Origin of the sequence: Paractinoplanes maris, assembly GCF_023544465.1 — a bacterium.
In the GTDB taxonomy this organism is placed as follows: Bacteria; Actinomycetota; Actinomycetes; order Mycobacteriales; family Micromonosporaceae; genus Actinoplanes; species Actinoplanes maris.
Genome location: NZ_JALPVL010000008.1, coordinates 199,282 through 223,147, shown reverse-complemented (window position 1 = coordinate 223,147; position 23,866 = coordinate 199,282). Strand labels below are relative to the sequence as shown.

The following is a 23,866-nucleotide window of genomic DNA, read 5'->3' as shown; positions in this document are numbered from 1 at the left end:
CCCGCGCGGACGGGCGCGGGCCCCAGTGGTGCGGGAGTGGGTCAGTTCCGGATGATGGTGAAGGTGGAGGTCGGGTTCTCGATGTCGCGGTAGTTGTTGCTCAGCTGCAGGTTGGTGAAGGTCGCCGAGCCGACCGCGGGGCCCTGACCGGATTCGGGCATCGGGTTGGCCCAGATGCCGTATCCGGACTTGGCGTCGAACGCGTCACCGCTCTTCTGGGCGCCACTGATCGTGACGTTCGTGAAGACGGTGTCCTTGACGATGTTCTGCGGTTGCCCGCCCACGTAGTTGGTCTGGAACATGATCCCGGAGTACGTCGGGTCGATGATGTCGACGTTCGAGACCCGGATGCCCTGGAAGACCTTCGACGCGCTGAACACCCAGATCGCCGGGAAGACCTGGCTGCCCCAGAAGTGGCCGCCGGCCCGGACGATCGAGATGTTGTCGAACACCGTCGGCGGGTTGGCGCCGAACCCGTTCATCGGGTAGCCGAAGTCGAGCGAGCTGATCGTGATGCCCGAGTAGACCAGGGTGTCGGCGATGTAGATGTTCTTGAACGTGTTGGCGTAGCCGCCGTAGACCGCGATGCCCGCGGCCCGCCAGGTCAGGGTCGACGTGAGGTTGGAGTAGACGTTGTTGATCTCGTCGGCCCCGCCCGCGTCGATCGCCGAGAACAGCGCGAAGCTGTCGTCGCCGGTCGCCCGGGCGTCGTTGTTGTCGACCAGGTTGCCGGTGCTGCCGTTGGTCATGTTGACCCCGTCGGCGAACGTGTTCCGGATCCGGCTGTTCTTGATCACCATGTTGTCGGTGTTGGCGCCCCAGTAGAGGCACACCACGTGCTCGGTCCAGATGTTGTCGATGGTGATGCCGGCCGTGTTGGCGAAGTCGAAGACCTTGCCGGGGCCGTCGATCCGGATCGTGTAGTTGCCGAAGAACGCGAAGTCGGCGAACGTCGAACCGTTGGCCGTGCTGTCGGCCCGGAAGCCGGCGTCCGTCTCGGACTGTGTCGACGGGGTGTGGAAGCGGGTGTACCAGGGTCCAGCGCCGACGACGCGCAGCGACTTGCCGTACACCTGGAACTTGTTCGACGTCTGGTAGTCACCGGCCGGCAGGTACACGCCCAGCTTGGTCGTGTCCTGGCGCGCGGTGTCCAGCGCGTTCTGCACCGCCTGCTGGTCGAAGCCATTGGGTACGACGTAACGCGCCGCGTCCGGGTTGGCCTTGGGCGCGACCTGCTCCAAGTTGATGAAGTCGATCGCGATATTGCCCGAGTTGGCGCCGTCCTTCTGCAGCTTGATGGTGCTGCCGGCCGGGAACGACCCGGTCAGCAGGATGTTCGCCTCGTCGTAGATGTGCCGCGGGCCGGTGCCCGAGTTCTGCGGCGCGGTCTCGTTGCCGTAGAGCCAGGCGTACTTCGAGGTGAGCGGCAGGGTCTTGTTCAGCGTGCCGTTGACATAGACGTTGACCGAGCTGGTGGTGCCGTCCGGGATGGAGAAGCGCGCGACGACCGTGTTCGTCGCGACCCGGGTGGTCCACTGCACGTACGCGCCGGTCTGGTTCAGCGTCACGGCCTTGCGCCCGGACGCCTCGCCGGCCAGGTCGCCGACCGTCCGGTTGGGGCCGACGACAGCCGCGCCGCCGCCGGTCTGGCCGTCCTCGGCCTCGTACATGTCGTACGGCATGTTGGCCCCGCGGCCGACGAAGAAGCCCTTCTCGCTGGTGTTGTTGGCCTGCTTGACGGGCAGCTCATTGGCGTCGTTGGCGATCACCGTACGCACGGTGTAGCGCCCGTTGGCCGCGGTCCAGGTGCCCAGGTTGACGGCCGGCGACGACGCGCCCGCCGCGAGGGTGCCGGTCCAGGAACCGGTCAGCGTGCGGACCACGGAGGAGCCGTTGAGCACGGTCAGCGTGATGCCGTGCGCCCCGCCGGCCGAGGCGGCCGAGCCCTGGTTCTTCAGGGTGACCGAGAAGGTGACCGTCTGGCCCGCCGCCGGGGTGCCCGGCGACCAGCTGACCACCGACGCGACCAGGTCGGAGCTGCTGACCGGGGTCACCACGAGAGCCGACGGGCTGGTGTAGGAGTTGTTGGCCTCGTTCGACTCGATGACCGTGTTCGCCTCGTCCACCTTGGCCACGACCTGGTAGGAGCCGGCGTCGCGGGCGCCGATGCTCGCCGAGACGGTCGCCTGGGCGCCGGCCGCGAGAGCGCCGACGGTGGCGGTGCCGACCTTCGTCGTACCGAGGTAGAAGTTGACGGTGGAGGCCGCGCTGCCGACGCCGCCCGCGTTGCGCACGGTGGCCGACAGGGTGACCGAGTCGGTCTCGACCGGAGCGGCCGGCGAGGCCGAGGTCGCGGTGACGGTGAGGTCCGGGTTGGGGGCCGCGACACCGATGACCTGCAGTTCGGCGACCTGGCCGCTCGGGGCGCCCGAGTTCGCGGTGAACGACAGGCGCAGGTCAGCGGTGGTCGCGCTGACCGGGACGGTCACGGTGTTGCCCGAGGCCGGGTTGAAGCTGTACGACGCCGCGCCGGCGATCGTCGTGAAGGCGCTCGCGCTCTGCTCCCGGCCGAGGATCGAGAACGTCTGCTGGCGGGCGCCCCACGAGCTGTCCGGGTTGAGCTTGACGACGACCGACGACACCGACGCGTTCGAGCCGAGCTTGACCGTCAGGGTCGCGGGCTGGCCGCCGCCCTCCCAGTAGGTGGCGGTGTCGTTGTCGTTGGCGTTGGTGGCCACGAACGTGTGCACCGTGGACGAAGCCTCGATCGGCTTGCCCTGGGCCAGGTTGCTGCCCGGCCCGGTGGTGCCGTTGCGGGTGACCGGGTTGCTCAGCGCCGAGACGTTGCCGGCCGCGTCTTTGGCCCGCACCTGGTAGGAGACGGTCGCCGAGGCCGGCTGCGTGTCGGTGTAGGTCAACACGCTGCTGCCCACGCTGGTGCGCTGCACCCCGTTGGCGAAGATGTCGTAGCCGGTGACGCCCACGTTGTCGGTCGAGGCCGACCAGGTCAGCCGGATCTGGTCGGTCGCCGGCTGGGTGAAGGCGAGGTTGCCGGGCGCTGCCGGGGCCTGGGTGTCGCCGCCGGAGACGGGGCCGTAGACCTCGAGCTCGGAGAGCTGACCGGCCGGCCAGCCGGTGTTGCCGGTGAAGTTCAGGCGGACGAACCGGGCGGCGGCCGCGGTGAAGTCGACGGTGACGGCGTTGCCACTGGCCGGGTTGAACGTGTAGCCCGCGCTCGCCTTGAGCGTCGAATAGGACGAGCCGGTGGTGCTGCCCTGCACGGTGAGCGTCTGGGTGCGGGTGGCCCAGGCGGTGGCCGGCGGCAGCTTGAGGACGACCTGGTTCACCTGGGTGGCGGTGCCCAGGTCGACCTGCAACCACTGCGGGAACGCGTTGTTGCTGCTCTCCCAGTACGTATTGGCGTTGCCGTCACCGGCGTTGCCGGCGCCGTAGACGTCACTGGTGCTGCTGGCGCTGAACGTCTTGCCGGCGGCCAGGTTGGGGCCGGCGGCGGAGGCGGCCGGGGCGTGGACGAGGGCGGCGACGACACCCGTGGCGACGGCGGCCGCGAGGAACTTTCTTCTTATTCCGGACATGTGGGAGCGCACCTTTCTTCGAGGACAGAGCAAGCTGGGCTCAGGAGGGATGGACCTCGAACTCGGAGAGCTGGCCGGCGGGCCAGCCGGTGTTACCGGTGAAGGTCACCCGCACGAAGCGCGCGGTGGACGCGGTGAAGGTGACGGTGGCGGTGTTGCCCGATGCGGGGTTGAAGGTGTAGCCGGCGCTCGGCTTGAGCGTCGGGAACGACGAGCCGTCGGTGCTGCCGAGCACGGACAGCGTCTGGGTGCGGGTGGCCCACGCCGTGGCCGGCGGGAGCTTGAGGACGACCCGGCCGACCGACCGCGACGAGCCGAGGTCGACCGTGACCGACTGCGGGAAGGCACTGCTCTGGCTCTCCCAGTAGGTGCCGGCGTTGCCGTCGGTCACGTTGGCCGGGGCGTAGACGTCGGCCTGGCTGGTCGCCGTGACCGGCCGGCCGGCGGCCAGGTTGCCCGCGGGCGGCGTGGTCGTGGGCGGCGTGGTCGGCGGAGTGGTGGTCGGCGGCGTGGTGCCTCCGTTCGCGTACGCCTCCAGTTCGGAGAGTTGCGCGGCCGGCCAGCCGGTGTTGGCCGAGAAGGTGAGCCGCAGGTAGCGACGGTTCCCGGACGGCAGCGTGACGGTCGCCGCCGGGCTGAAGGTGTAGGCCGCGGCCGGCGTCACCGTCGTCCAGGACGACCCGTCGGTCGAGCCGGCCACCGCGATGCTCTGATTGCGCGTCTCCCAGCCCGAGGGCAGCTTGAGGACGAGCCGGCCGACCGGCTGGGCCGAACCCAGATCGACGGTGTACGTCTGCGGCAGCGCACCACTGCTCTCCCAGTACGTCGCCTGGTTGCCGTCGACCGCGTTCGCCCCGGCGTACGGCCCGTTGACGGAGGAGACGGTGACCGGGCGCCCCTGAGCGAGGTTTCCCGTGGCCGGCGGCGTGGTCGTCGGCGGCGTGGTGGGCGGTGTCGTCGGCGGCGTGGTTGTCGGCGGGGTCGTCGGGCCGTTGCCGTATTGCGGGGCCGGCCACGGTCCGCAGTACGAGTTGGCGGTCGACCAGCCCGAGTTGCCGCCCCCGTCGGCGATCTGCAGACCGGAGCCCGCGCAGTTGTAGACCGTTTGGCTCTGCGCGATCCCGGACGCCCGGACGTTGGTGAACCGGGCCGACGCCGGAGCCTGGGCCTGCAGGGCGAACGTGCCCGCCCCGGCGATGTTCACGTTGGTCAGGTTGAGCCCGCTGGTCTGGCTGCCGATCCACTGGATCGCCGCGTACGAGCTGTCCAGGATGTCGGTGTCGGTGACGTTGATGGTGGCGCCGGTGATCGGCCCCTGGTCACCCCAGAACCACAGCGCGCCGATCCCGAAGTTCCAGTTGTAGTCGGAGTTGCCGGCCCGGATCAGGGTGTTGCGGGCCAGCGTCCAGGTGCCGGCGACCGCGGTCGGCCCGGTCACGCCGGGATAGCGGTTGCCGACGTGGATCCCGCCGCCGTTGGAGACCGACTCGCTGACCACGTTGTCGGTCATCACGATGTCGCGGCCGCCATAGCTGACCAGGTGGTTGGCCAGGATCGGGGCGACGATCGTGTTGCGGGTGAACGAGTTCCCGACGTTCGGCACGTTCTCGGCCCACATCGCCAGCGCGTCGTCTCCGGTGTTGCGGACGAAGGTGTTGGTGACGGTCGAGTTCGTGACGCCGATGTGGAAGTTCACGCCGTCGGCCGTCTGGTCCAGGATCCGGCTGTTCTTGATGGTGAACCGGTCCATCGGCCCGTCCATCCAGGCACCGACCTTGGTGTGCTGCATCCAGACGTTGTCGATGGTCGAGTTGGACATGGCTCCGCCGAACGCGTTGACCTGGTCGTTGTCGACCCGCTCGCGGATGTCGCCGATCACCGCGAGGTCGCGGACCACGACGTTCTGGCTCGGGCCGCCCTCGTTGGTGTACTTGCCGTAGAGGCCGGCGGCAAGGTTGCGCTGGGTGGGGTGCCGGCCGCCGAGGACGCTGTACCAGGGTCCGGCGCCGGCCAGCGTGACCCGGTCGACGATGACGTGGCTGTAGAGCGTGAAGGTGCCCCGCGGGACGTAGACGGTCCGGCCGGCGGCCGCGCCCGCGTTCACCGCGGCCTGGAACTTGGCCGTCGAATCGGTGGCGCCGGTCGGGTCGGCACCGTAGTCGGCCACCACGTCGATGGCGCCGGCCGGCTTGGCGATCGGCTCGGGCACATTCTCGAAGTCGGCCAGGTCGATGGTGAAGGTGGGCGACTGCGCGGTCGAGGAGACCTGCAGCCGGATCTTCGTACCGGCCGCGTAGGTGGTGCCGAACAGCGTCCGCGCCTCGTCGTAGAAGTGGTGCGGCAGCGGGTCGGCGGGGTTGTTGGAGAACGGGTAATACCCGTAGTACCAGCTGTACTTCGAGGTCACCGGCACCGTCTTGACCAGCGAGGAACCGGCCCGTACGTCGATGGTCGCGTCCCGGCCGGTGCCGTTGGCGTTGTCCGGGATGCTGTAGCGGAACGTCACCGCGTTGGCCGGCTTGGTCAGGGTGAACTCGACGTATTCGCCGGCCGCGTCGAGGGTGACGGCCTCGCGTCCGGAGGCCTCCGACGACAGGGTGCCGTAGGTGCGGCTGGTGCCGGTCGAGGTGCCGTTGTGCGCGGCCCTTTCGGCCTCCTGCTCGACGAAGGGAACCGTCGCGCCGCGGCCGGCGATGTCGAACGGGGAGAGGCCGGCCGCCTGGGCCGGCGAGGCGGTCCAGGGAATCGCGGCGACGGCGGCGCCCGCCGTGAGGGCGGCGAGCGTCAATCGGAGTGTGCGGTTGGCCATGGGGATCCCTTCATCGGTGGCCAGCCCCCGGATTTACGAAAGGCGCAGCCACACGGCGGTGTCCGGGGGGAGGCGGTCACCGTCGAGAGGGCCACTGGTGAGCAGGACGGACTGATGGGCGGGCAGGGCGATGGGGGCGCCCGACATGTTGACGACACAGCCGAAGTTCCGGCCGCGGCAGAAGGCGAGCACCGACGGGTCCAGGTCGAGCCACGAGAACTCGGCCAAGGACTCGGTGCGGCGCAGGGCGATCGCCGAGCGGTAGAGCTCGAGCATCGAGTTGGGGTCGCCGGTCTGCGCCTGGGCCGTGCGGTCCTTCCACTCGGCCGGCTGAGGAAGCCACGGGGTGGCGGTGGTGAAGCCGAACGGCGCCTCGTCACCGGTCCACGGCATCGGCACCCGGCAGCCGTCCCGGCTGTGCCCGCGCCGGCCCCACATCGGGTCCTGGAACTCCTCGGGCGGGATGTTCTCGTTCTCCCAGAGACCGAGTTCCTCACCCTGATAGATGTAGGTCGCGCCGGGCAGCGACAGCGACAGCAGCGCGGCGGCCCGGGCCCGGCGGGTGCCCAGCTCGAGATCGACCGGGGTGCCGTCGAGGTTGTTGTCGAAGCTGAACGTGGTGTCCTCGCGGCCGTACCGCGTGACGTGCCGGGTGACGTCGTGATTGGACAGCACCCAGGTGGCCGGGGCGCCCACGGCGGCGTGGGCGTGCAGCGTACGGTCGACGCAGTCCCGCATGAGCCGGGGATCCCAGGCACAGCCGAGGAAGTCGAAGTTGAACGCCGCGTGCAGCTCGTCCGGCCGCAGGTAGTTCGCGAACCGCTCGACCTCGGGCATCCACACCTCGCCGATCAGGGCGCGATCCTCGCCGTACGAGTCGGAGACGCGCCGCCAGGCGCGGTAGACCTCGTGCACGCCGTCGAGGTCGTGGAACGGGTGCGGGCTGTCCTCGAGCACCTCGGGCAGCGCCGGGTCCTTGAGCAGCAGCGCGGCCGAGTCGATGCGGATGCCGTCGACGCCGCGGTCGAACCAGAACCGCAGGATGCTCTCGAACTCGGCCCGCACGTCCGGGTGGTCCCAGTTCAGGTCGGGCTGCTCGGGCGTGAACAGGTGCAGATACCAGGACCCGTCGGGCGTACGGGTCCAGGTGGTGCCGCCGAACTCCCCTCGCCAGTCCGTCGGCATCTGCTCGCCCGTGTCGCCCCGGCCCGGCCGGAACCAGAAGTAGTCGCGTTCGGGCGCGTCCGGGGAGGCCAGCGCCGCCTTGAACCACGGGTGCTCACTGGAGATGTGGTTGGGCACGATGTCGACGATCATGCGGATGCCGGCCGCGTGCGCCTCCTCGATCAGCGCCTCGGCCTCGGTCAGCGTGCCGAAAGCGGGGTCGATGTCGCGGAAGTCGGCCACGTCGTAGCCGGCGTCGGCCATCGGCGACGGATACCACGGGCTCATCCAGATCGCGTCGACGCCCAGGTCGCGCAGGTGTCCCAGCCGAGCCCGGATGCCCGCGATGTCGCCCACGCCGTCGCCGTTGGCGTCGGCGTAGCTGCGCGGATAGACCTGGTAGATCACCGCGTCGCGCCACCACTGGGAGTCTTTGAGAGACACTGCAACCCGCTTTCTGTGCACAGTGGGTCTGACGACCCCGAGGAGGTCGCCCGAAATGTGTGGAAGATCAGCCTTTCAGACTGCCGGTCGTCAGGCCTGACATGATGTTTCGCTGGAAGAGCAGGAAGATGATCACCGTGGGGATCGCGGCGATGACCGAGGCGGCGATCACCACGTTCTGCGGCGTCCCTCCGCTGAAGGCGTAGATGCCCACGCTGAGCGTGCGGGTCTCCGGTGACGGCATCACCAGCTTGGGCCAGAGGAAGTCCTTCCAGACCGCGGTCACCGCGAAGATCGCGACCACGCCCAGGATCGGCCGCGACATCGGCAGGATGATCGACCACAGCGTGCGCAGCGGCGACGCGCCGTCGACCTGGGCGGCCGCGATCAGATCCTCCGGGATCGAGTCGAAGAACCGCTTGAGCAGGAAGATGTTGAACGCGTTGGCGATCAGCGGCAGCCAGATGGCCCACGGCGAGTCGAGCAGGTTGACGTGGATGATCGGCAGGTCGATCGCCGTCACGTACTGCGGGACGATCAGCACCATGGCCGGGATCATCAGCGTGGCCAGCATCAGGGCCAGGATCACGTTGCCGAAGGCCGGGCGGAGCTTGGAGAGGGCGTACGCCGCGGCGGTGTCGAAGACGAGCTGGAAGAAGACCGCGCCGGCCGCGTAGTAGAACGTGTTGAACATCAGCTTGGCCAGGTCGAGGTTGGTCCAGGCGTCGACGTAGTTCTGCGTCTGCGGATCCCGCGGCCACAGCGTGGGCGGGGTCTGCGCGATCTCCTGACCCGATTTGAGCGCGCCGGTGACCATCCAGTAGAGCGGCCCCAGGAAGACCAGGGTGAAGCCGAGAACCACCACGGTGAGCAGCGTCCAGTAGAGGAACTTTCCGCGTCCGCGCCGGAGCTGGGCCTGCGAGATGAGGGTCCGGGTGCCGGAGTCAGCCATGGTGTCAGTCCTGTTTCGTCGTCAGTCGCACGTAGACGGCGGAGAAGGCGGCCAGCACCAGCAACATGATGACCCCGAGGGCGGCGGCGCCGTTCAGGTCGTTCTGGAAGAAGCCGTGCTGGTAGATCAGGTAGGCGACCGAGGTCGCGGAGTCCTGCGTGCCGGCGCCGTTGGCCAGGATCAGCGGCTCGATGAACAGCTGCATGGTGGCGACGATCTGCAGCATCGCCAGCAGGGCCAGGATCAGCCGGGTCTGCGGGATCGTGACGTTCCAGATGCGCCGCCAGACGCCCGCGCCGTCGAGCTCGGCCGCCTCGTACAGCTCGCCCGGGATGTTCTGCAGCGAAGCCAGATAGATGAGCACCGCGCTGCCCAGGTTCATCCAGGTCGAAGCGATCACCATGGCCGGGATCGTCATGGTCGGTGACTGCATCCACTCCGAGGTCGGCAGGTGCAGGAACTTGAGGATCGCGTTGAACAGGCCGGCTTCGCTCGGGTCGTACGCGTAGTACTTGAAGAGGAAGAGCGCGGAGGCCGGCGGCAGCATCACCGGCAGGTAGACCAGGACCCGCAGGTAGCCCTTGGCGTGCCGGAACTCGTTGAGCAGGATCGCCACGAAGAACGGCAGGACGTAACCGACGACGAGCGCGAGGGCCGTGAACAGGAAGGTGTTCTTCCAGGCGATCCAGAAGCTCGGGTCGGCGACGATGCGGGTGTAGTTGTCCCAGCCGACCCAGGTGGTCTCGCCGCGCCGGGTGCGCTGGAAGCTCATCACGACGCCGCGGATCATCGGATACCACATGAAGAGGGCGAAGCAGACAACCGCCCCGATCAGGAACGCGTGCCCGGTGAGGTTGTCGCGTAGCTTGCGGCCCCGTTTCGAGACCGGGCGTGCGGGCGCCGGCGCGGGCTTCGCGGTGACGCCGGGTGCAGTCATGATCGCCAAGTGAGGCTCCAGGGGTGCGGGTGCGGGAGCCGATCGCCGGCTCCCGCACTCTTCTCGGTCAGCTTCCGGCGGCCTGGAGCTGGTTGACCTTGGTCTCGGCCGTCTTGAGCAGCGAGTCGATGTTCGCGTTGGGGTTGGTCAGCACCCCGGACATCGCCGAGTCGAGGACCGCGTAGATGGCCTGCGCGTTCCGGGGCTCACCGACGATCGGCACCGGGTTCGCCTCGAACGCCTCGAAGTTGGTGGTGTCGACGTTGGCGTTCGCCTTGCGCAGCTCGAGCTCCTGCTTCTGCGCCTCGCTGCCGTTGGTGAACAGCAGCGGCTGGGGCAGGCCCACCGGGTAGTTCTGCGGCTTGGCCCGCACGTAGTCGAGCTGTCCCTTGCCCGGCGTCAGCTTCTGGTACGCGATCCACTTCAGACCAGCCTTGACCTGCTCCGGGGTGAGGTCCTTCTTGAAGAAGTAGCCCTCGCCGCCACCGAGCGTGCCCTTGGCCGGGCCGTCCTGGCCGGGCATCGGGCCCATCGCCCAGTCCTCGTACTTGCCCTGGAACTGGCTGACGATCGCCTGGGTGGCGTCGGGAGCACCGATGAACATGCCGACCTTGCCGGCGCCCGCGTTGGTCAGCAGGTCGCCCCACTGCAGCAGCTGCCGGCTGCCCATGCTGTTGTCGCCGTAGCGCATGTCCTTGAGGTTCTGCAGGACCTGCTTGCCCTGGGCGGTGTTGAAGTCGGCCTTCTTGCCGTCCTCGCTGAGGACCTTGCCGCCCTGCGAGTACGTCATCGCGGTGAAGTGCCAGCCACCGGTGTTGCCGGCGCTGTACTCCGAGTATCCCGCGACGCCGCCACCGGTCCCGGCGATCTTCTTGGCCGCGGCCCGCACCTCAGCCCAGGTCTTGGGTGGGGCGGCCGGGTCCAGGCCGGCCTTCTTGAACAGCGCCTTGTTGTAGACCAGGCCCATCGAGTAGTTCTTCACCGGTACGGCGTAGAGCTTGCCCTCCTCGGTGAAGACGTCCTTGAGGGCGGGATCGACGCTGTCCCAGGTCGGGATGGTGTCCTTGGTCGCGTACTGGGTGATGTCCATGGCCTGACCGCTGTCGAGCACCTGCTGCAGGTCGGTCATGTAGCCGTAGAAGACGTCGGTCATCGTGCCACCGGCCAGGCGGGCGGTGAAGTCCGGCGGGTTGTTGCACTGCTCGCCGACGCTGACGCTCTTGATCGTGATGTCGGGGTTCTGCTTCTGGAACTCCGCGACATCCGCGTTCCAGTTCGCCAGCAGCTCCTTCTGCGCGCCGACCGGCTGGCAGTCGACCGTGATGGTGACCTTGCCGGCCGCGTCGGACCCGCCGTCGTCGTCGCTCTTGGTGGAGCATGCCGTGAGGCTGAGCCCCAGGCCGGCCACGAGCGCGAGCGCCGCTGCCTTCCGGTACTGCGGTACGGACATCTGTCCATCCCTTCGGGAACGGTGTATCCATGGCCATCGCTGATATGCGTGATCGTGTGACTTGGGTCTCGCATGTTTCGTGGAGGTGACGATACAAAGTCCAACGGCGTCTACGCAAGAAGCCGACTGGACTAAGAAAAAACTCGACTACTCCTGCGGGCGCACGGAAACGCCGAAGGGCGGGCCGACGGCCCGCCCTCGAAGGAAGAAACTTGCTGGTCAGTGACGCTTTCGCGCCGGCCCGGTGGAGCCCCGGACGACCAGCTCCGGCTCGAAAAGGAGTTCGTCAGGCTCGACGCCGCTGCCCTCGATCTGGTTGACGAGCAGATCGACGGCCGCCTGGCCCATCATCTCGATGGGCTGCCGGACGGTCGTCAGCGGCGGGTCGGTGCAGGTCATCAGCGCCGAATCGTCGAAGCCGACCACCGACACGTCACCCGGCACGTCGAGGCCGAGCCGGCGCGCGGCCCGGATCGACCCGAGCGCGAGCACGTCGGACGCGCAGATCATGCCGGTCACGCCGCGCTCGATCAGCTTGGCCGCGGCCAGCCGGGCACTCTCCATCGAGAAACTGGTCCGCTCGACCTGGTAATCCTTGCCGTCGAGGGCGGCCAGCTTGCGCCGCGAGGGCACGTGGTCCTCCGGGCCCATCACCATGCCCACGCGCTCGTGCCCGAGCGAGCGCAGATGCCCGTACGCCTGCTCGACGGCCACCGCGTCGTCGGTCGAGATGTGCGGGAAGCCCAGGTCGGAGACGCCGGCATTGACCATGACGACCGGCATCCGCCGATCGGTCAGCGCGCGGTAGTGCCCGTGCTCGGCGTCGGCCAGCGCATAGGAACCACCGGCGAAGACCACCCCGGAGACCTGGTGATCGAGAAGCATCTCGATGTAGTCGCGCTCGGGGACGCCACCGATCGTGCGGGCGGCCAGCAGCGGGGTGAACCCGCGCTGGGCCAGCGAGGCGGTGACCACCTCGGCCAGCGCCGGGAAGATCGGGTTCTGCAGCTCGGGCAGGACGAGACCGACCAGCCGGCCGCGCTCGCCGCGCAGCTTGGTCGGGCGCTCGTAGCCCAGGACGTCGAGCGCGGTCAGCACCGACGCACGGGTCGCCTCGCTCACACCGTTGCGACCGTTGAGCACCCGGCTGACGGTCGCCTCGCTGACGCCCGCCTTCTTGGCCACCTCGGCCAGACGTTTGGTCATGCGGCAATCCTAGGGCAGATCACTGCAATTTCCGAACGGCGGTTTGCAGGTCTGCCCGAATCTTTGGCCGACGGCTGCAAGTTTTTTGACCGCCGCTTGATCTTGCGTGGTCGGAATATCGCTCACCGTGTCGGCCCGGCCGGACTGAAGCGAGTAAGTCGTCGCTCACCGCGATGAAGGACCGGACATCGACTTACGCCACGGTTCCATAACGCCCGTGGCCGCAAAAGCGGCGGACCCGAGTGTGCGGTGCCGGGCGGCTGAGAGAATAGCGGCATGGCGCAGACGAAGCTTTGTCCCTGTGGCCGCGGGCTGCCCTACGCGGAGTGCTGCGAGCCGGCCCACCTGGGCAACCCGCCGGCCACCGCCGAGGCGTTGATGCGCTCGCGGTATTCCGCCTTCGCGCTCGACGACGACGCGTACGTGCTGTCGTCGTGGCACCCGAAGACCCGGCCCGCCCGCATCGAGCCCGACTCGCGCCTGCGCTGGACCGGCCTCGACATCCTGGAGGCCAGCGGCGGCGGCCTGTTCGACACCGAGGGGATCGTCGAGTTCCGCGCGCACTACAAGGATCACGGCAAGGCCGGCGACATGATCGAGCGGAGTCGTTTCGTCCGGCATGACGGCCGGTGGGCGTACTGGGGCCCGATCCTGGCCAACGGATCGTTGGCCAACGTCTGAGCTGGTGTGATTCCCTTCAGGTGACGAACCGAGGAGGGCTCCGACGTGACTTCCGACCAGCGCCCGATCGAGGACTCCGTCGTCCGCGATTTCACGGTCAACCTCTCGTACGGCCGATATCTGCACCTCGACGAGCTGCTCAGCTCGCAGCACCCGGTCAGCGTGCCCGAGCACCACGACGAGCTGCTCTTCATCCTCCAGCACCAGACCTCGGAGCTGTGGCTCAAGCTCGTGCTGCACGAGCTGCGCGAGGTGACCCGGCGGATCGCCAAGGACGACCTGCGCCCGGCGCTCAAGGGGCTGGCCCGGGTCAAGCACATCCAGCGGACGCTGACCGAGCAGTGGTCGGTGCTGGCCACCCTCACCCCGAGCGAGTATGCCGAGTTCCGCAGCTTCCTCGGCACGTCGTCGGGCTTCCAGTCGTACCAGTACCGTGCGGTCGAGTTCCTGCTCGGCAACAAGGACAAGCGGATGCTGGCGCTGTTCGACGACGACCAGGCGGCCCGCGAGATGCTGACCGAGGCGCTCGCGACACCCAGCGTCTACGACGAGTTCCTGCGTTACCTGCACCGCCACGGCCACGACGTGCCGGTCGAGCTGCTGCAACGGGACGTGACCCTGCCGTGGCGCTACCACGAGGATCTGGTGCCGGTCTTCGTCCGCATCTACCGCGATCCCGAGCAGTTCTGGGAGGCCTACGAGGCCTGCGAGGAGCTGGTCGACATCGAGGAGAACTTCCAGCTCTGGCGGTTCCGGCACCTCAAGACGGTCGAGCGGACGATCGGCTTCAAGCGCGGCACCGGCGGGTCGAGCGGGGTCGACTTCCTCAAGAAGGCGCTCGACCTGACCTTCTTCCCCGAGCTCTACGCCGTCCGCACCGAGATGGGAACTCCGGGGTCAGGGAGCCGCGCTCATCAGTGAGCGCAGCGCGGGCACGAGTTCATCAAAATCGGCCTTTCGGCCGGTGAAGAACTCCGCGTAGAGAAAAGCCCCGACCATGCGGACGTAGAGAAAGGCGAGATGCTGGATGTCGGCGCCGGGTGACAACTCGTCGATCAGGCCGGTCTCGCGAAAGATCTCGATCTGATTCCGTACCGCGCTCTCGTGCACGGCCCCGGCCGGAGTGAACAATATTCGCGATGCCGCTTCGGCGTCCCGGTGCAGAAAAGTCTCGAGGACCGGCGAGCGCAACATTTCCCCGAAATAACGGGAAACCTCGACCACACCGTCGAATCCGCTCGCGGTGCGGGTCGCGCGGGCCTCGGCGAACATGGCCTCGGTGAGGGCGCTCAGGATGTCGCCGAGCAGGTCATCGTGGCTGCCGGCGACCCGGTAAAGAGTGGCGCGGCTGATCGCCATTTCGCCCGCCAGCACTTCCATGTCCAGTGTCGAGCGTTGCAGAAAGTGATCGATCCCGGCTCGCACGACTTGGTCGCGATTGACCACACGGCGACTCGTCGCGCCGCCGTCCGCGGACGCCTTTGCGTCAACCATCTTCGCCGCCATCACCGTCTATCCGACCCGGCGCTCACTGTAGCAAGACTCTGACGCCGCGTGCACTTTGCTTTTGCCGGATCTCCACCCTGCCCGCTCCTTTGTCCGGATTGCCGCCGAGACATCGAAGAAGGTCAAACGCCTTCCTGCGACAGCCGTCTCACGATTTCCGTTCGTCTTGAAATACGGATTGGAAGGCCCTCAGGATCGATTCCGCCACGATCCGATCCCGCTTGCCCGCGGGTATGACAGGAGACCCCATGTCCTCCATCCAGACCGAGCGGCGCCCCCGCCGCCTGCTGCGCGCCCGCAACCTCGTCGGCGCGGCCGCCGCGGTGACGATGGCCGTCGGCGGAGTCACCCTGGTGCCGTCGGCCCAGGCCGCGACCAACCCCTTCGAGCGCGGCCCCGCGCCGACCCTGTCCAGCATCCAGGCCACCCGCGGCTCGTTCGCGGTCTCCCAGACGAGCGTGTCGTCGCTGACCGCCAGCGGCTTCGGCGGCGGCGACATCTATTACCCGACCAGCACGAGCGCCGGCACCTTCGGCGCGGTGGCGATCGCCCCCGGCTACACCGCCTCCAAGTCGAGCATGGCCTGGCTGGCGCCCCGGCTGGCCTCGCAGGGCTTCGTGGTCTTCAACATCGACACCCTGACCCGCTCGGACCAGCCGGCCAGCCGCGGCCGTCAGCTCCTGGCCGCGCTCGACTACTTGACCCAGCGCAGCACCGTCCGCACCCGGATCGACGCCACCCGCCTGGCCGTGGTGGGGCACTCGATGGGCGGCGGCGGCACGCTGGAGGCCGCCAAGAGCCGTCCCAGCCTGCAGGCCGCGGTGCCGCTGACCCCGTGGAACACCGACAAGACGTGGCCCGAGGTCCAGACCCCGACCCTGGTGATCGGCGCCGAGAGCGACTCGGTGGCCCCGGTCTCGTCACACTCGATCCCGTTCTACAACAGCCTGCCGTCGTCGCTGGACAAGGCGTACCTGGAACTCAACAACGCCTCGCACTTCGCCCCCAACAGCAGCAACACGACGATCGCGCAGTACTCGATCTCGTGGCTGAAGCGTTTCGTCGACAACGACGTGCGCTACGACCAGTTCCTCTGCCCCGCCCCGCGGGTCAGCACGTCGATCTCCGACTACCGCGACACCTGCCCGCACTCCTCCTGATCCGCTCCCCTGCGGTTTTCCGCAGGACAGATCGGCGGTCGGCTGCATGGTGCGGCCGGTCGCCGATCCCTAGCGTTTTCGCCATGACCTCGACCCCCACGACCGACGGCGGTCTGACCGGCTTCGTCACCGACCTGGTGGACCGTCTCGGCGGGCCCGGAGCCGGCCTGGCCGTAGCCCTGGAAAACCTGTTCCCGCCCATCCCGAGCGAGGTGATCCTGCCGCTCGCCGGGTTCGCCGCCGGGCAGGGCCGGATGAGCGTGATCGGGGCGATCGCCTGGACCACGCTCGGCTCGGTGGTCGGGGCGGTCGCTCTCTACTACGCGGGCGTGCTGCTCGGCCGCGACCGCTTACGGGCGATCGCGGGCCGTCTGCCGCTGATCAAGGTCAGCGACCTCGACCGGACCGAAGCGTGGTTCCACCGCCACGGCCCCAAGACCGTGCTGCTGGGCCGCATGATCCCGATCTTCCGCAGCCTCATCTCGATCCCGGCCGGCGTGGAGCGCATGTCGCTGCCGGTGTTCCTGCTCTGCACCACGGTCGGCAGCCTGATCTGGAACAGCGTGTTCGTCCTGTCCGGCTATTACCTGGGCGCCAACTGGCACGAGGTCGAGGCCTACGCCGCCACGTTCCAGAAACTGGTCATCGCCGTCTGCGTGGTCGCTGTGGCCGCCTTCGTCGCCGTCCGCCTGGTTCGCCGCCACCGCGTACGGTGACCGGGATGCTTTCTCGCGACTCAGCGCCGGCTGGTCCCGTGCCGGCGGGTTCCAGGCCGGCGGCTTGTGGGCCCGCGACTCCTGCGCCCGCGACTCCAGGGCCCGCGACTCCTGCGCCTGCGAGTCCTGGGCCCGCGACTCCAGGGCCTGCGACGCCTGGGCCCGCGACTCCAGGGGTCGCCACTCCAGGGCCCGCGACTCCAGGGCCCGCGACTCCAGGACCCGCGACTCCAGGGGTCGCCACTCCTGGGCCCGCGACTCCCACGATCGCCACTCCCGGGATCGTCACTCCCGGGCCCGCCACTCCCGAGATCGCTACTCCGGGGATCGCTACTCCCGGGATCGCCACTGCTGGGCCCGCCACTCCCGGGCCCGCGACTCCTGGGCCCGCGTCTCCTGTTGTCGGGAGCCGGGCGCATCGGGCGCTGGTGCGTGTGGGGCGGCCGCCGGCGGTGGTGGCGTTCGGGGCTTTGAGCGGTGCGGCCGAGGCGGTCTTCCTGGTGCTTGCGGGTCTGGTGTGGCCGACGCGGGGCCGGGCCGTTGTGCTGGAGGCCGCTCAGGGGCTCGTCGCGTGGGAGCGGCGGCGGCTGCGGCTTCCGCCGGTGCGGGTGCGGGGGCCGCGGGTATTCGGATATCTCGGCGCGCGGCTGGCCCCGGCCGTTCTCGGGGCGGTCACGTCGGGGCTGCTCGTGGTCGGGCTGGTGCTGGCCGGGATCGTGACGCGGGCCCTCGTCGCCGGGCGGATGAGCGCGGGTGAGGCACTCCTGCAGGTGGTCATCGGCGGCTTGCTGCTCGCGCTGAACATCCAAGCCATCGGCAGCGTGCTGGAACTCGACCGGTGGCTGGCCCGCAACCTGCTCGAGCCGGGCCGCCGCGAGGAGCTCGAGCAACGCATCTCCGAGCTCACCACGACCCGCGCCGGGGTGATGTCGGCCGTCGACGCGGAACGCCGTCGCATCGAACGCGACCTGCACGACGGCCTGCAGCAGCGCCTCGTCTCACTGGGTCTGCTGCTCGGCCGGGCCCGCCGCAGCCGCGACCCCGACCAGGCGGCCCGGCTGCTCACCCAGGCCCACGGCGACGCGACGCGCGCGCTCGACGAGCTGCGCGAGGTGGCCTGGCGGGTCTACCCATCCGCGCTCGACCACGGCACCCTCGACGATGCGCTCAGCATGGTCGCCCACCGGTCCGCCGTACCGGTCCGCATCGACTACCGGCTGACCGAGCGCCCGCCGCCGCCGGTCGAGACGGCGCTCTACTTCGTGGCGTGCGAGGCCATCACCAATGCCGCCAAACACTCCGGCGCTACGGTCATCCACATCGACATCACCCGACGCGGCACCGAGGTCGAGATGCGGCTCCGCGACGACGGTCAGGGCGGCGCCGACCCGTACGGCAGCGGTCTGCAGGGCCTGGCCCGCCGGGTGGCCGCGCTCGACGGCCGGTTCGCCTTGGACAGTCCGCCCGGGGCCGGCACCATGATCCAGGTCGGCCTGCCGTGCGAATAGTCCTGGCCGAGGACTCGACGCTGCTGCGCGAGGGGCTGGCGCGGTTGCTGTCCGACGAGGGGCACGACGTGGTCGCGGCCGTGGCCGACGCCGACCAGCTGATCGAGGCGGTCGGCGCCCACCAGCCCGACGTGGTGGTGACCGACGTCCGGATGCCGCCCACCAACACCGACGACGGACTGCGGGCGGCCCTGGAGATCCGCCGACGGTGGCCCGGCCCGGCTGTGCTGGTTCTCTCGCAGTACGTCGAGAAGCGGTACGCCGCCCAGTTGCTGGCCGATCGCTCGGAGGGCATCGGTTACGTCCTGAAGGACCGGGTCGCCCAGGTCGAGGACTTCCTCGACGCCCTCGACCGGGTGGCCGCCGGCTCCACCGCGCTCGACCCCGAGGTCGTCCGGCAGTTGATGTCCGCCACCACCCGCAGCGATCCCCTGAGCCGCCTCACTCCCCGCGAGACCGACGTGCTGCGCACCATGGCCGAGGGCTACACGAACGCCGCCATCGCCGACCGCCTGCACGTTTCGCAGAGCGCCGTCGAGAAACACATCAACGCCATCTTCGACAAGCTCGGCCTGGCCGGCGCCACCGGTTACAGCCGCCGGATCCTGGCCGTCCTGCACTACCTGGGCATGTGACCGGTCAGCCGATCTTGGTCCAGGTGGTGCAGCTGCTGCTCTTGAAGACGCCGCCCGCGGTGATGGTCACAACCAGCTGACCCTCCGAGATCTCGTTGGCAATGATGTTGCTGGAGGCACCGTCGGCCGAGCGCGACCGCTCCCAGTAGCAGTACTCCTTGTTGCCCGACGAGCGGTAGGTGCCGGGGACGAAGTCGGAGCCGACGAAATAGACACCGTTGCCGGGGATCGTCGTCCGGGTCGACTTGACGGTCATCGCGGCCGGGGTCACCCTGATCCACTGCTTGCAGCTGCTGCTCTTGAAGACCTTGTCGGTGGGCCTGACGTAGACGAGCCGCTGACCGCCGCCGATGTCGTTGGCGATGATGCTGCTCGTGGCACCGGTGGCGTCGGTGGCCCGCTGCCAGTAGCACGAGTCGTTGCCGACCGAACGGTAGACGCCGGCCTGAAAATCCTTGCCGACCAAGTAGGTGCCGCTCCCGGGAATCGTCGTCCGGGGCGCCGCGGCCGCTGGGGACAGCCCGGTCAGCCCGCCGCCCACCAGACAAACCGTAGCCAAGGCGACGTGTCGCGTCCTTGATCCCTGCCGGAGAAAAGCGCTCATCTCGTTCCTTCGATCGTGCCGATGGCCGGTCCGCCCGAGTCGCGCCCGCTGCGTCGCGGAAGGCATACCGCCCACCTGGCCTTGGAGGGTCGAGTCCAACAAATCGGATTCCGGGCCACACCGTGCCCGAACAGCGCCGCGTCGACCTTCCGCGCACGAAGATCCGCCAAATGGCCGATTTCGTTCGGATTCACCCCCGCATCCGTCGCCGACGAGCAGCGAGCCGCGGTCGTCGGCGGCCCACGTGGCGCGGTCGGCGGCGGGCGACAGGGCGCGGTTGACGGCGGGCGGCGCGGCACGGTTGCGTGGCGGCGCGGCACAGTCGGCGCGGCGGCACGGCACGGCACGGCCGGTACGGCACCGGCGGTGAGGGTGTCTGCGAGGTGGGGGGCGGCGTGGCGGCGTACAAAAGGGGGATGGGTTTGATCGTGGTGACGGGTGCCAGTGGGCGCCTTGGTGGGCGGGTGGCTCGGAAGCTGGGCGGGGCGCTGCGGCTGGTGGTGCGGGATGCCGCGCGGGCGCCCGGGATCGCTGGGGCTGAGGTGGCCGTGGCTGAGTATCGGGATGGGGACTCGGTGCGGCGGGCGCTGGCGGGGGCGGAGACCGTCTTCATGGTGTCGGCCGCTGAGACTCCGGACCGGGTGGGCGAGCACAAGAGCTTCGTGGATGCGGCGGCGCGGGCGGGGGTGCGGCAGTTGGTCTACACGTCGTTCATGGGGGCGGCGCCGGAGGCCACGTTCACGTTGGCGCGGGACCACTGGGCGACCGAGGAGCACATTCGGCGCAGTGGGCTGGGGTTCACGTTCCTGCGGGACAACCTGTACGCGGATTTCCTGCCGTTCCTGGTGGGCGAGGACGGGGTCATCCGCGGGCCGGCCGGTGACGGGCGAGCCGCCGTGGTGGCCCAGGACGACATCGCCGACGTGGCGGTGGCCGTGTTGCGTGATCCGGCGGCCCACGCGGGGCGGACCTATGACTTGACCGGGCCGGCGGCGCTGAGCATGACCGAGGTGGCGGCGACGATCAGCGCCTCCACCGGCCGGGAGGTGCGCTACCACGACGAGTCCCTTTCCGAGGCGTACGAGTCGCGGGCCTCCTACGACGCGCCGCGCTGGCAGGTCGACGCCTGGGTCAGCACCTACACGGCGATCGCGGCGGGCGAGCTCGCCGCGGTCAGCACGGCCGTTCCCGAGCTGACCGGTCACCCGGCCACAACCCTGGCCGAGCTGCTCCAGAAGTGACGCCGATATGACATCATTGTTGTCATGTCGGCGAACCGGGGTGTCCTGCTGTACGACGTGTTGCGCCAGGTGCGGCCGCTGGTGCTCAACTCGGCCCGGGTGGTGGAACAGGACCTGGCGGCCGACGGGCTGACCGTCGGCATGCGGGCGGTGCTGGAGGTGCTCGCCGACAACGGACCGGCCACGGTGCCGGCCATCGGCGAGCGGCTCGACCTAGCACGCCAAGGGATTCAGCGGCACGTCAACGACTTGAGCGAGCGGGGGCTCGTCGAGACACGGGACAATCCGGCCCACCGGCGGTCCGTGCTGATCGGACTGACGGCGGCCGGTGCGGCGCGGTTCGAGCGGATCCGGCGGGACGAGCTCGGGCGGCTGGACCGGATGGCCGGCGAGTGCACGGCCGACGAGATCGCCACGGCGGTCAAGGTGCTGCGCAGCCTCAACCGGGACGTGCGGAGCCGGGCCGGGGGCGACCGATGATCTATCAGCTCACCACCGAGAACCGGCTGATGATCGCCGGCGTACTGGAAAGCCTCGACGACGAGCAGTGGGAGTCGCCCACCCTGTGCGGCGGGTGGACCGTACGGCATCTGGCCGCCCACTTCGTGCAGCCGATGCTCGTCGGGTTCGGCCGGTTCTTCCTGGCCTCCCTCCGGTACCGCGGCGACACCGACCGGACCGTCGACCACTTCACCCGCCGGCTGGCCCACCGGCCGAGACCCGAACTGATCGCCCTGCTGCGCGCGCATGCGGCCGACCGGGTCGACCCGCCCCGCGTCGGGCCGATGGGCCCGTTCGCCGAGACCTGCGTGCACCTGCGGGACATCGCCCGGCCGCTCGGTCTCGCGGCCGACGTGCCGGCCGACCATTGGCGGCTGCTCCTCGACTACCTCACCTCTCCCGGTGTGGCGCCGGCCCTGGTGCCACCGGGCCGCCTCGACGGCCTGGAACTCCGCGCCGGCGACGGCACCTGGTACACCGGCGCGGGCGCCGTGGTGACCGGCTCGCTCGAAGCTCTCGGCATGGCGGTGACGGGCCGGCGGGCCGCACTCACCGACCTGACCGGCCCCGGCGTCGAGCAGCTCGCCACCCGGCTGCCGCCGTCCTAGGGCATGTTGATCGGGACGGTGTCCCGGACGCCGCGGAGAGGGTCGACGGTGTACATGTGAGCCTCGGCCAGGTTGAAGTAGAGGCCGGTCAGCTTCAGCCGGCCCGCCGCCTCGGCGGTTCGCACCACCGGATAGGTCCGCAGGTTGATCAGTTGCTGGGCCACGTTGGCGGTGACGCAGTGCTCCTCGTCGGTGCACTCGGTGAAGTCGGCGCCCGATTGGGTCAGCCACCGGCCCAGGGCCTGGTCCTCGCGGAAGCCGCCGGTCATCAGGGCCCGCACGGCACCGCAGCCCGAGTGGCCGCAGACCGTGATCGCGTGCACGCCCAGGACCTCCACGGCGAACTCGACGGCCGCACCCACCGAGGCGTCGCCCGCACCGTGGGGCGGGACGATGTTGCCCACGTTGCGGACGCAGAACAGGTCGCCGGGGCCGCTGGTGGTGATCAGGTTGGGCACCAGGCGGGAGTCGGCGCAGGTGATGAAGAGCTGCTCGGGCTGCTGGCCGTCGCGGGCGAGGCCAGCCAGGTGGGGACGTACCAGTGGCGCCACGCTCAGCTCGAACTCGCGGATGCCGGTCTCCATCGCGTCGCGCCGTTGACGGTCGCGGCTCTGCCACTGCGACCACGAGCCGAAACGGCGGGCCGGCGCGGTCTTGCCGTCGCCCAGCCGCCCGCTCCGGGCTCGCGAGAACCACCCGTCGTGGGTCTCGCGCACCGTCACGGTGCCGCCCGCCCTCTCGAACGCCTCCCGCCAGTCGTCGATCACCTGGAACGCCCCGTGGTCGAGATAGTCGAGGTGCAGCTCGATCGTCACGCGCTCGCCGGCCGGCACGAGGGCCAGCGCGCGAGCCACCCGCCCCGAGCCCACGAAGGCGAGCGAGCCGCTGATCGTGACCGTCCACTCCCCCGGCCCGGCCTCGACAACCTCGGTCTCGCACCGCGCCAGCCGCCACAGCATGAGCAGCACCGCCGAGGCGAGGCCGAGCGCGACCCCGGTCAGCAGGTCGGTCACCACCACGCCGGTCGCGGTGATCAGATAGGTGGGCAGTTCGCGGTGCCGGATGTACGTGCGGATCTGGGCCAGGCTGATCAGCCGGAGCCCCACCACGACCAGCACCGCCGCCAGCGCCGCCATCGGGATCGTCTCGAGCAGCGGCGCGCACAGCAGCACGAAGGCCGCGATCCACAGGCCATGCAGAATCGCCGAGACCCGCGTACGAGCTCCGGCGGCCACATTGGCCGAGCTGCGGACGATGACGCCGGTGATCGGCAGGCCGCCCAGCAGGCCCGAGGTCGCGTTGCCGGCTCCCTGGGCGACCAGCTCGCGGTTGAGGTCGGCCCGCGGGCCGTCGTGCAGGCGGTCGACGGCCACCGCCGAGAGCAGCGACTCGACGCTGGCGACCAGGGCGATGGTGACCACCGCGATCGCGATCTCGCCCGGCTCGGCGTCCGGCCAGCGCGGGAACACGATCTCGTCGAGCGGGTTCGCGGGCAGGTCGACCCGTTTGACGTCGGCCCCGATGGCGGCGGCCAGCGCGGTGGCCAGAACGACCGCGGCCAGGGCGGCCGGCAGCAGCGAGGTCTTCACCAGGCGGGGCCAGAGCAGGAGTACGGCGATGGTGAGCACGCCGAGCATGGTCGACACGCCGTGGTTGCCCACCACCTGGGCGGGCAGGTCGCGCAGGTTCTTCCAGGCCTCGCTCTGCGCGTCACCGCCGAGCAGCACGTGGATCTGGCTGAGCGCGATGACCAGGCCGATGCCGGCGAGCATGCCGTGGACGACAGCGGGCGAGAGCGAGAGCGCGGCCCGGCCGAGGCGGGCCACACCCAGCAGGATCTGCAGACCACCGGCGAGCGCGACGATGGCAGCGGTGCCGGCGAAGCCGTAGCTCGCGATGGTCCCCGCCACGATCACCGTGAGCCCGGCGGCCGGTCCGCTGACCTGCAGCGGCGCGCCGCTCAGCGCTCCCACGACCACACCGCCGACCACCGCGGCGATCAGCCCCGCGAGCAGGGGCGCGCCCGAGGCCGCGGCGATGCCGAGCGAGAGCGGGATGGCGATCAGGAAGACGACGATCGACGCCGGGACGTCATGCCGAAATACCTTCAATACGGACATTCCGGCAATGTACCGATAGCGGGTTAAC

19 protein-coding genes are annotated in these 23,866 nt (G+C 69.5%); 9 read left to right on the top strand and 10 right to left on the bottom strand.

Annotation, left to right across the window (positions count from 1 at the left end):
• Nucleotides 1-41 precede the first annotated feature (41 nt).
• The 7 genes from NAG42_RS23940 to NAG42_RS23910 all read right to left on the bottom strand — a co-directional run bounded on the left by NAG42_RS23940 (nucleotide 42) and on the right by NAG42_RS23910 (nucleotide 12,558).
• Nucleotides 42-3,596: a galactose-binding domain-containing protein gene (locus NAG42_RS23940; protein ID WP_250033218.1), complete on the bottom strand. Its 3,555-nt coding sequence runs from the start codon at nucleotides 3,594-3,596 to the stop codon at nucleotides 42-44.
• A 40-nt stretch (nucleotides 3,597-3,636) separates the two neighbouring features.
• Complete coding sequence (locus NAG42_RS23935; protein ID WP_250033217.1) at nucleotides 3,637-6,405, bottom strand: galactose-binding domain-containing protein; 2,769 nt, start codon at nucleotides 6,403-6,405, stop codon at nucleotides 3,637-3,639.
• A 33-nt stretch (nucleotides 6,406-6,438) separates the two neighbouring features.
• Nucleotides 6,439-8,013 (bottom strand): glycoside hydrolase family 13 protein, encoded by a 1,575-nt coding sequence (locus NAG42_RS23930; RefSeq protein WP_250033216.1) that lies wholly within the window; start codon nucleotides 8,011-8,013, stop codon nucleotides 6,439-6,441.
• Nucleotides 8,014-8,080: 67 nt separating this feature from the next.
• Complete coding sequence (locus NAG42_RS23925) at nucleotides 8,081-8,965, bottom strand: carbohydrate ABC transporter permease (protein WP_250033215.1); 885 nt, start codon at nucleotides 8,963-8,965, stop codon at nucleotides 8,081-8,083.
• 4 nt (nucleotides 8,966-8,969) lie between these two features.
• Nucleotides 8,970-9,911, bottom strand: coding sequence for a carbohydrate ABC transporter permease (locus NAG42_RS23920; RefSeq protein ID WP_250033214.1), 942 nt, complete (start codon nucleotides 9,909-9,911; stop codon nucleotides 8,970-8,972).
• Between the two features lie 58 nt (nucleotides 9,912-9,969).
• A complete protein-coding gene (locus tag NAG42_RS23915; RefSeq protein ID WP_250033213.1) occupies nucleotides 9,970-11,352 on the bottom strand; it encodes an ABC transporter substrate-binding protein in 1,383 nt (460 codons plus the stop codon).
• Between the two features lie 219 nt (nucleotides 11,353-11,571).
• Nucleotides 11,572-12,558 (bottom strand): LacI family DNA-binding transcriptional regulator, encoded by a 987-nt coding sequence (locus NAG42_RS23910; protein WP_250033212.1) that lies wholly within the window; start codon nucleotides 12,556-12,558, stop codon nucleotides 11,572-11,574.
• 276 nt (nucleotides 12,559-12,834) lie between these two features.
• Between NAG42_RS23910 and NAG42_RS23905 the strand changes: the two genes are divergently transcribed.
• Both NAG42_RS23905 and NAG42_RS45035 read left to right on the top strand, forming a co-directional pair.
• Nucleotides 12,835-13,239 (top strand): YchJ family protein, encoded by a 405-nt coding sequence (locus NAG42_RS23905; RefSeq protein WP_250033211.1) that lies wholly within the window; start codon nucleotides 12,835-12,837, stop codon nucleotides 13,237-13,239.
• A 45-nt stretch (nucleotides 13,240-13,284) separates the two neighbouring features.
• Entirely contained in the window at nucleotides 13,285-14,160 is an 876-nt protein-coding gene (locus NAG42_RS45035) for a tryptophan 2,3-dioxygenase (RefSeq protein ID WP_250033210.1), read from the top strand.
• Here NAG42_RS45035 and NAG42_RS23895 read toward each other — a convergent pair.
• Nucleotides 14,137-14,745: a QsdR family transcriptional regulator gene (locus NAG42_RS23895; protein ID WP_250033209.1), complete on the bottom strand. Its 609-nt coding sequence runs from the start codon at nucleotides 14,743-14,745 to the stop codon at nucleotides 14,137-14,139. The two genes, NAG42_RS45035 and NAG42_RS23895, sit on opposite strands and share 24 nt — an antisense overlap.
• Before the next feature lie 248 nt (nucleotides 14,746-14,993).
• On the opposite strand from NAG42_RS23895, the gene bdeA reads away from it, so the two are divergent.
• The 4 genes from bdeA to NAG42_RS23875 all read left to right on the top strand — a co-directional run bounded on the left by bdeA (nucleotide 14,994) and on the right by NAG42_RS23875 (nucleotide 18,764).
• Nucleotides 14,994-15,905 carry a bis(hydroxyethyl) terephthalate hydrolase gene (bdeA, locus tag NAG42_RS23890; RefSeq protein WP_438872437.1) on the top strand — a complete coding sequence of 304 codons (912 nt, stop codon included), beginning with the start codon at nucleotides 14,994-14,996 and terminating at the stop codon, nucleotides 15,903-15,905.
• A gap of 83 nt (nucleotides 15,906-15,988) precedes the next feature.
• Entirely contained in the window at nucleotides 15,989-16,621 is a 633-nt protein-coding gene (locus NAG42_RS23885; protein WP_250033208.1) for a DedA family protein, read from the top strand.
• 428 nt (nucleotides 16,622-17,049) lie between these two features.
• Nucleotides 17,050-18,129: a sensor histidine kinase gene (locus tag NAG42_RS23880; RefSeq protein ID WP_250033207.1), complete on the top strand. Its 1,080-nt coding sequence runs from the start codon at nucleotides 17,050-17,052 to the stop codon at nucleotides 18,127-18,129.
• A complete protein-coding gene (locus tag NAG42_RS23875) occupies nucleotides 18,120-18,764 on the top strand; it encodes a response regulator (protein ID WP_250033206.1) in 645 nt (214 codons plus the stop codon). The genes NAG42_RS23880 and NAG42_RS23875 overlap by 10 nt, the downstream gene beginning before the upstream one ends.
• 4 nt (nucleotides 18,765-18,768) lie before the next feature.
• On the opposite strand, the gene NAG42_RS23870 is transcribed toward NAG42_RS23875, so the two are convergent.
• Entirely contained in the window at nucleotides 18,769-19,305 is a 537-nt protein-coding gene (locus NAG42_RS23870) for an Rv1352/Rv1906c domain-containing protein (protein ID WP_250033205.1), read from the bottom strand.
• A 479-nt stretch (nucleotides 19,306-19,784) separates the two neighbouring features.
• On the opposite strand from NAG42_RS23870, the gene NAG42_RS23865 reads away from it, so the two are divergent.
• Genes NAG42_RS23865 through NAG42_RS23855 form a run of 3 tightly spaced genes read left to right on the top strand, consistent with a single transcriptional unit; the run spans nucleotide 19,785 to nucleotide 21,718 of the window.
• On the top strand, nucleotides 19,785-20,609 hold the full coding sequence (locus NAG42_RS23865) for an SDR family oxidoreductase (protein WP_284045787.1): 825 nt from the start codon (nucleotides 19,785-19,787) through the stop codon (nucleotides 20,607-20,609).
• A 24-nt stretch (nucleotides 20,610-20,633) separates the two neighbouring features.
• A complete protein-coding gene (locus tag NAG42_RS23860; protein ID WP_250033203.1) occupies nucleotides 20,634-21,089 on the top strand; it encodes a MarR family winged helix-turn-helix transcriptional regulator in 456 nt (151 codons plus the stop codon).
• Nucleotides 21,086-21,718, top strand: coding sequence for a maleylpyruvate isomerase family mycothiol-dependent enzyme (locus NAG42_RS23855; protein ID WP_250033202.1), 633 nt, complete (start codon nucleotides 21,086-21,088; stop codon nucleotides 21,716-21,718). Before NAG42_RS23860 ends, NAG42_RS23855 begins: the two co-directional genes overlap by 4 nt.
• Here the strand turns inward: NAG42_RS23855 and NAG42_RS23850 are convergent.
• Nucleotides 21,715-23,838 carry a bifunctional SulP family inorganic anion transporter/carbonic anhydrase gene (locus NAG42_RS23850; RefSeq protein WP_250033201.1) on the bottom strand — a complete coding sequence of 708 codons (2,124 nt, stop codon included), beginning with the start codon at nucleotides 23,836-23,838 and terminating at the stop codon, nucleotides 21,715-21,717. The genes NAG42_RS23855 and NAG42_RS23850 overlap by 4 nt on opposite strands.
• Between the last annotated feature and the right edge of the window lie 28 nt (nucleotides 23,839-23,866).

Excerpts from the sequence above, each read along its gene's own strand:
- NAG42_RS23940 (WP_250033218.1), bottom strand. The coding sequence starts at position 3,596 with ATGTCCGGAATAAGAAGAAAGTTCCTCGCGGCCGCCGTCGCCACGGGT.
- NAG42_RS23935 (WP_250033217.1), bottom strand. The coding sequence starts at position 6,405 with ATGGCCAACCGCACACTCCGATTGACGCTCGCCGCCCTCACGGCGGGC.
- NAG42_RS23925 (WP_250033215.1), bottom strand. The coding sequence starts at position 8,965 with ATGGCTGACTCCGGCACCCGGACCCTCATCTCGCAGGCCCAGCTCCGG.
- NAG42_RS23915 (WP_250033213.1), bottom strand. The coding sequence starts at position 11,352 with ATGTCCGTACCGCAGTACCGGAAGGCAGCGGCGCTCGCGCTCGTGGCC.
- NAG42_RS23910 (WP_250033212.1), bottom strand. The coding sequence starts at position 12,558 with ATGACCAAACGTCTGGCCGAGGTGGCCAAGAAGGCGGGCGTCAGCGAG.
- NAG42_RS23905 (WP_250033211.1), top strand. The coding sequence starts at position 12,835 with ATGGCGCAGACGAAGCTTTGTCCCTGTGGCCGCGGGCTGCCCTACGCG.
- NAG42_RS23895 (WP_250033209.1), bottom strand. The coding sequence starts at position 14,745 with ATGGCGGCGAAGATGGTTGACGCAAAGGCGTCCGCGGACGGCGGCGCG.
- bdeA (WP_438872437.1), top strand. The coding sequence starts at position 14,994 with ATGTCCTCCATCCAGACCGAGCGGCGCCCCCGCCGCCTGCTGCGCGCC.
- NAG42_RS23885 (WP_250033208.1), top strand. The coding sequence starts at position 15,989 with ATGACCTCGACCCCCACGACCGACGGCGGTCTGACCGGCTTCGTCACC.
- NAG42_RS23865 (WP_284045787.1), top strand. The coding sequence starts at position 19,785 with ATGGGTTTGATCGTGGTGACGGGTGCCAGTGGGCGCCTTGGTGGGCGG.
- NAG42_RS23860 (WP_250033203.1), top strand. The coding sequence starts at position 20,634 with ATGTCGGCGAACCGGGGTGTCCTGCTGTACGACGTGTTGCGCCAGGTG.
- NAG42_RS23855 (WP_250033202.1), top strand. The coding sequence starts at position 21,086 with ATGATCTATCAGCTCACCACCGAGAACCGGCTGATGATCGCCGGCGTA.
- NAG42_RS23850 (WP_250033201.1), bottom strand. The coding sequence starts at position 23,838 with ATGTCCGTATTGAAGGTATTTCGGCATGACGTCCCGGCGTCGATCGTC.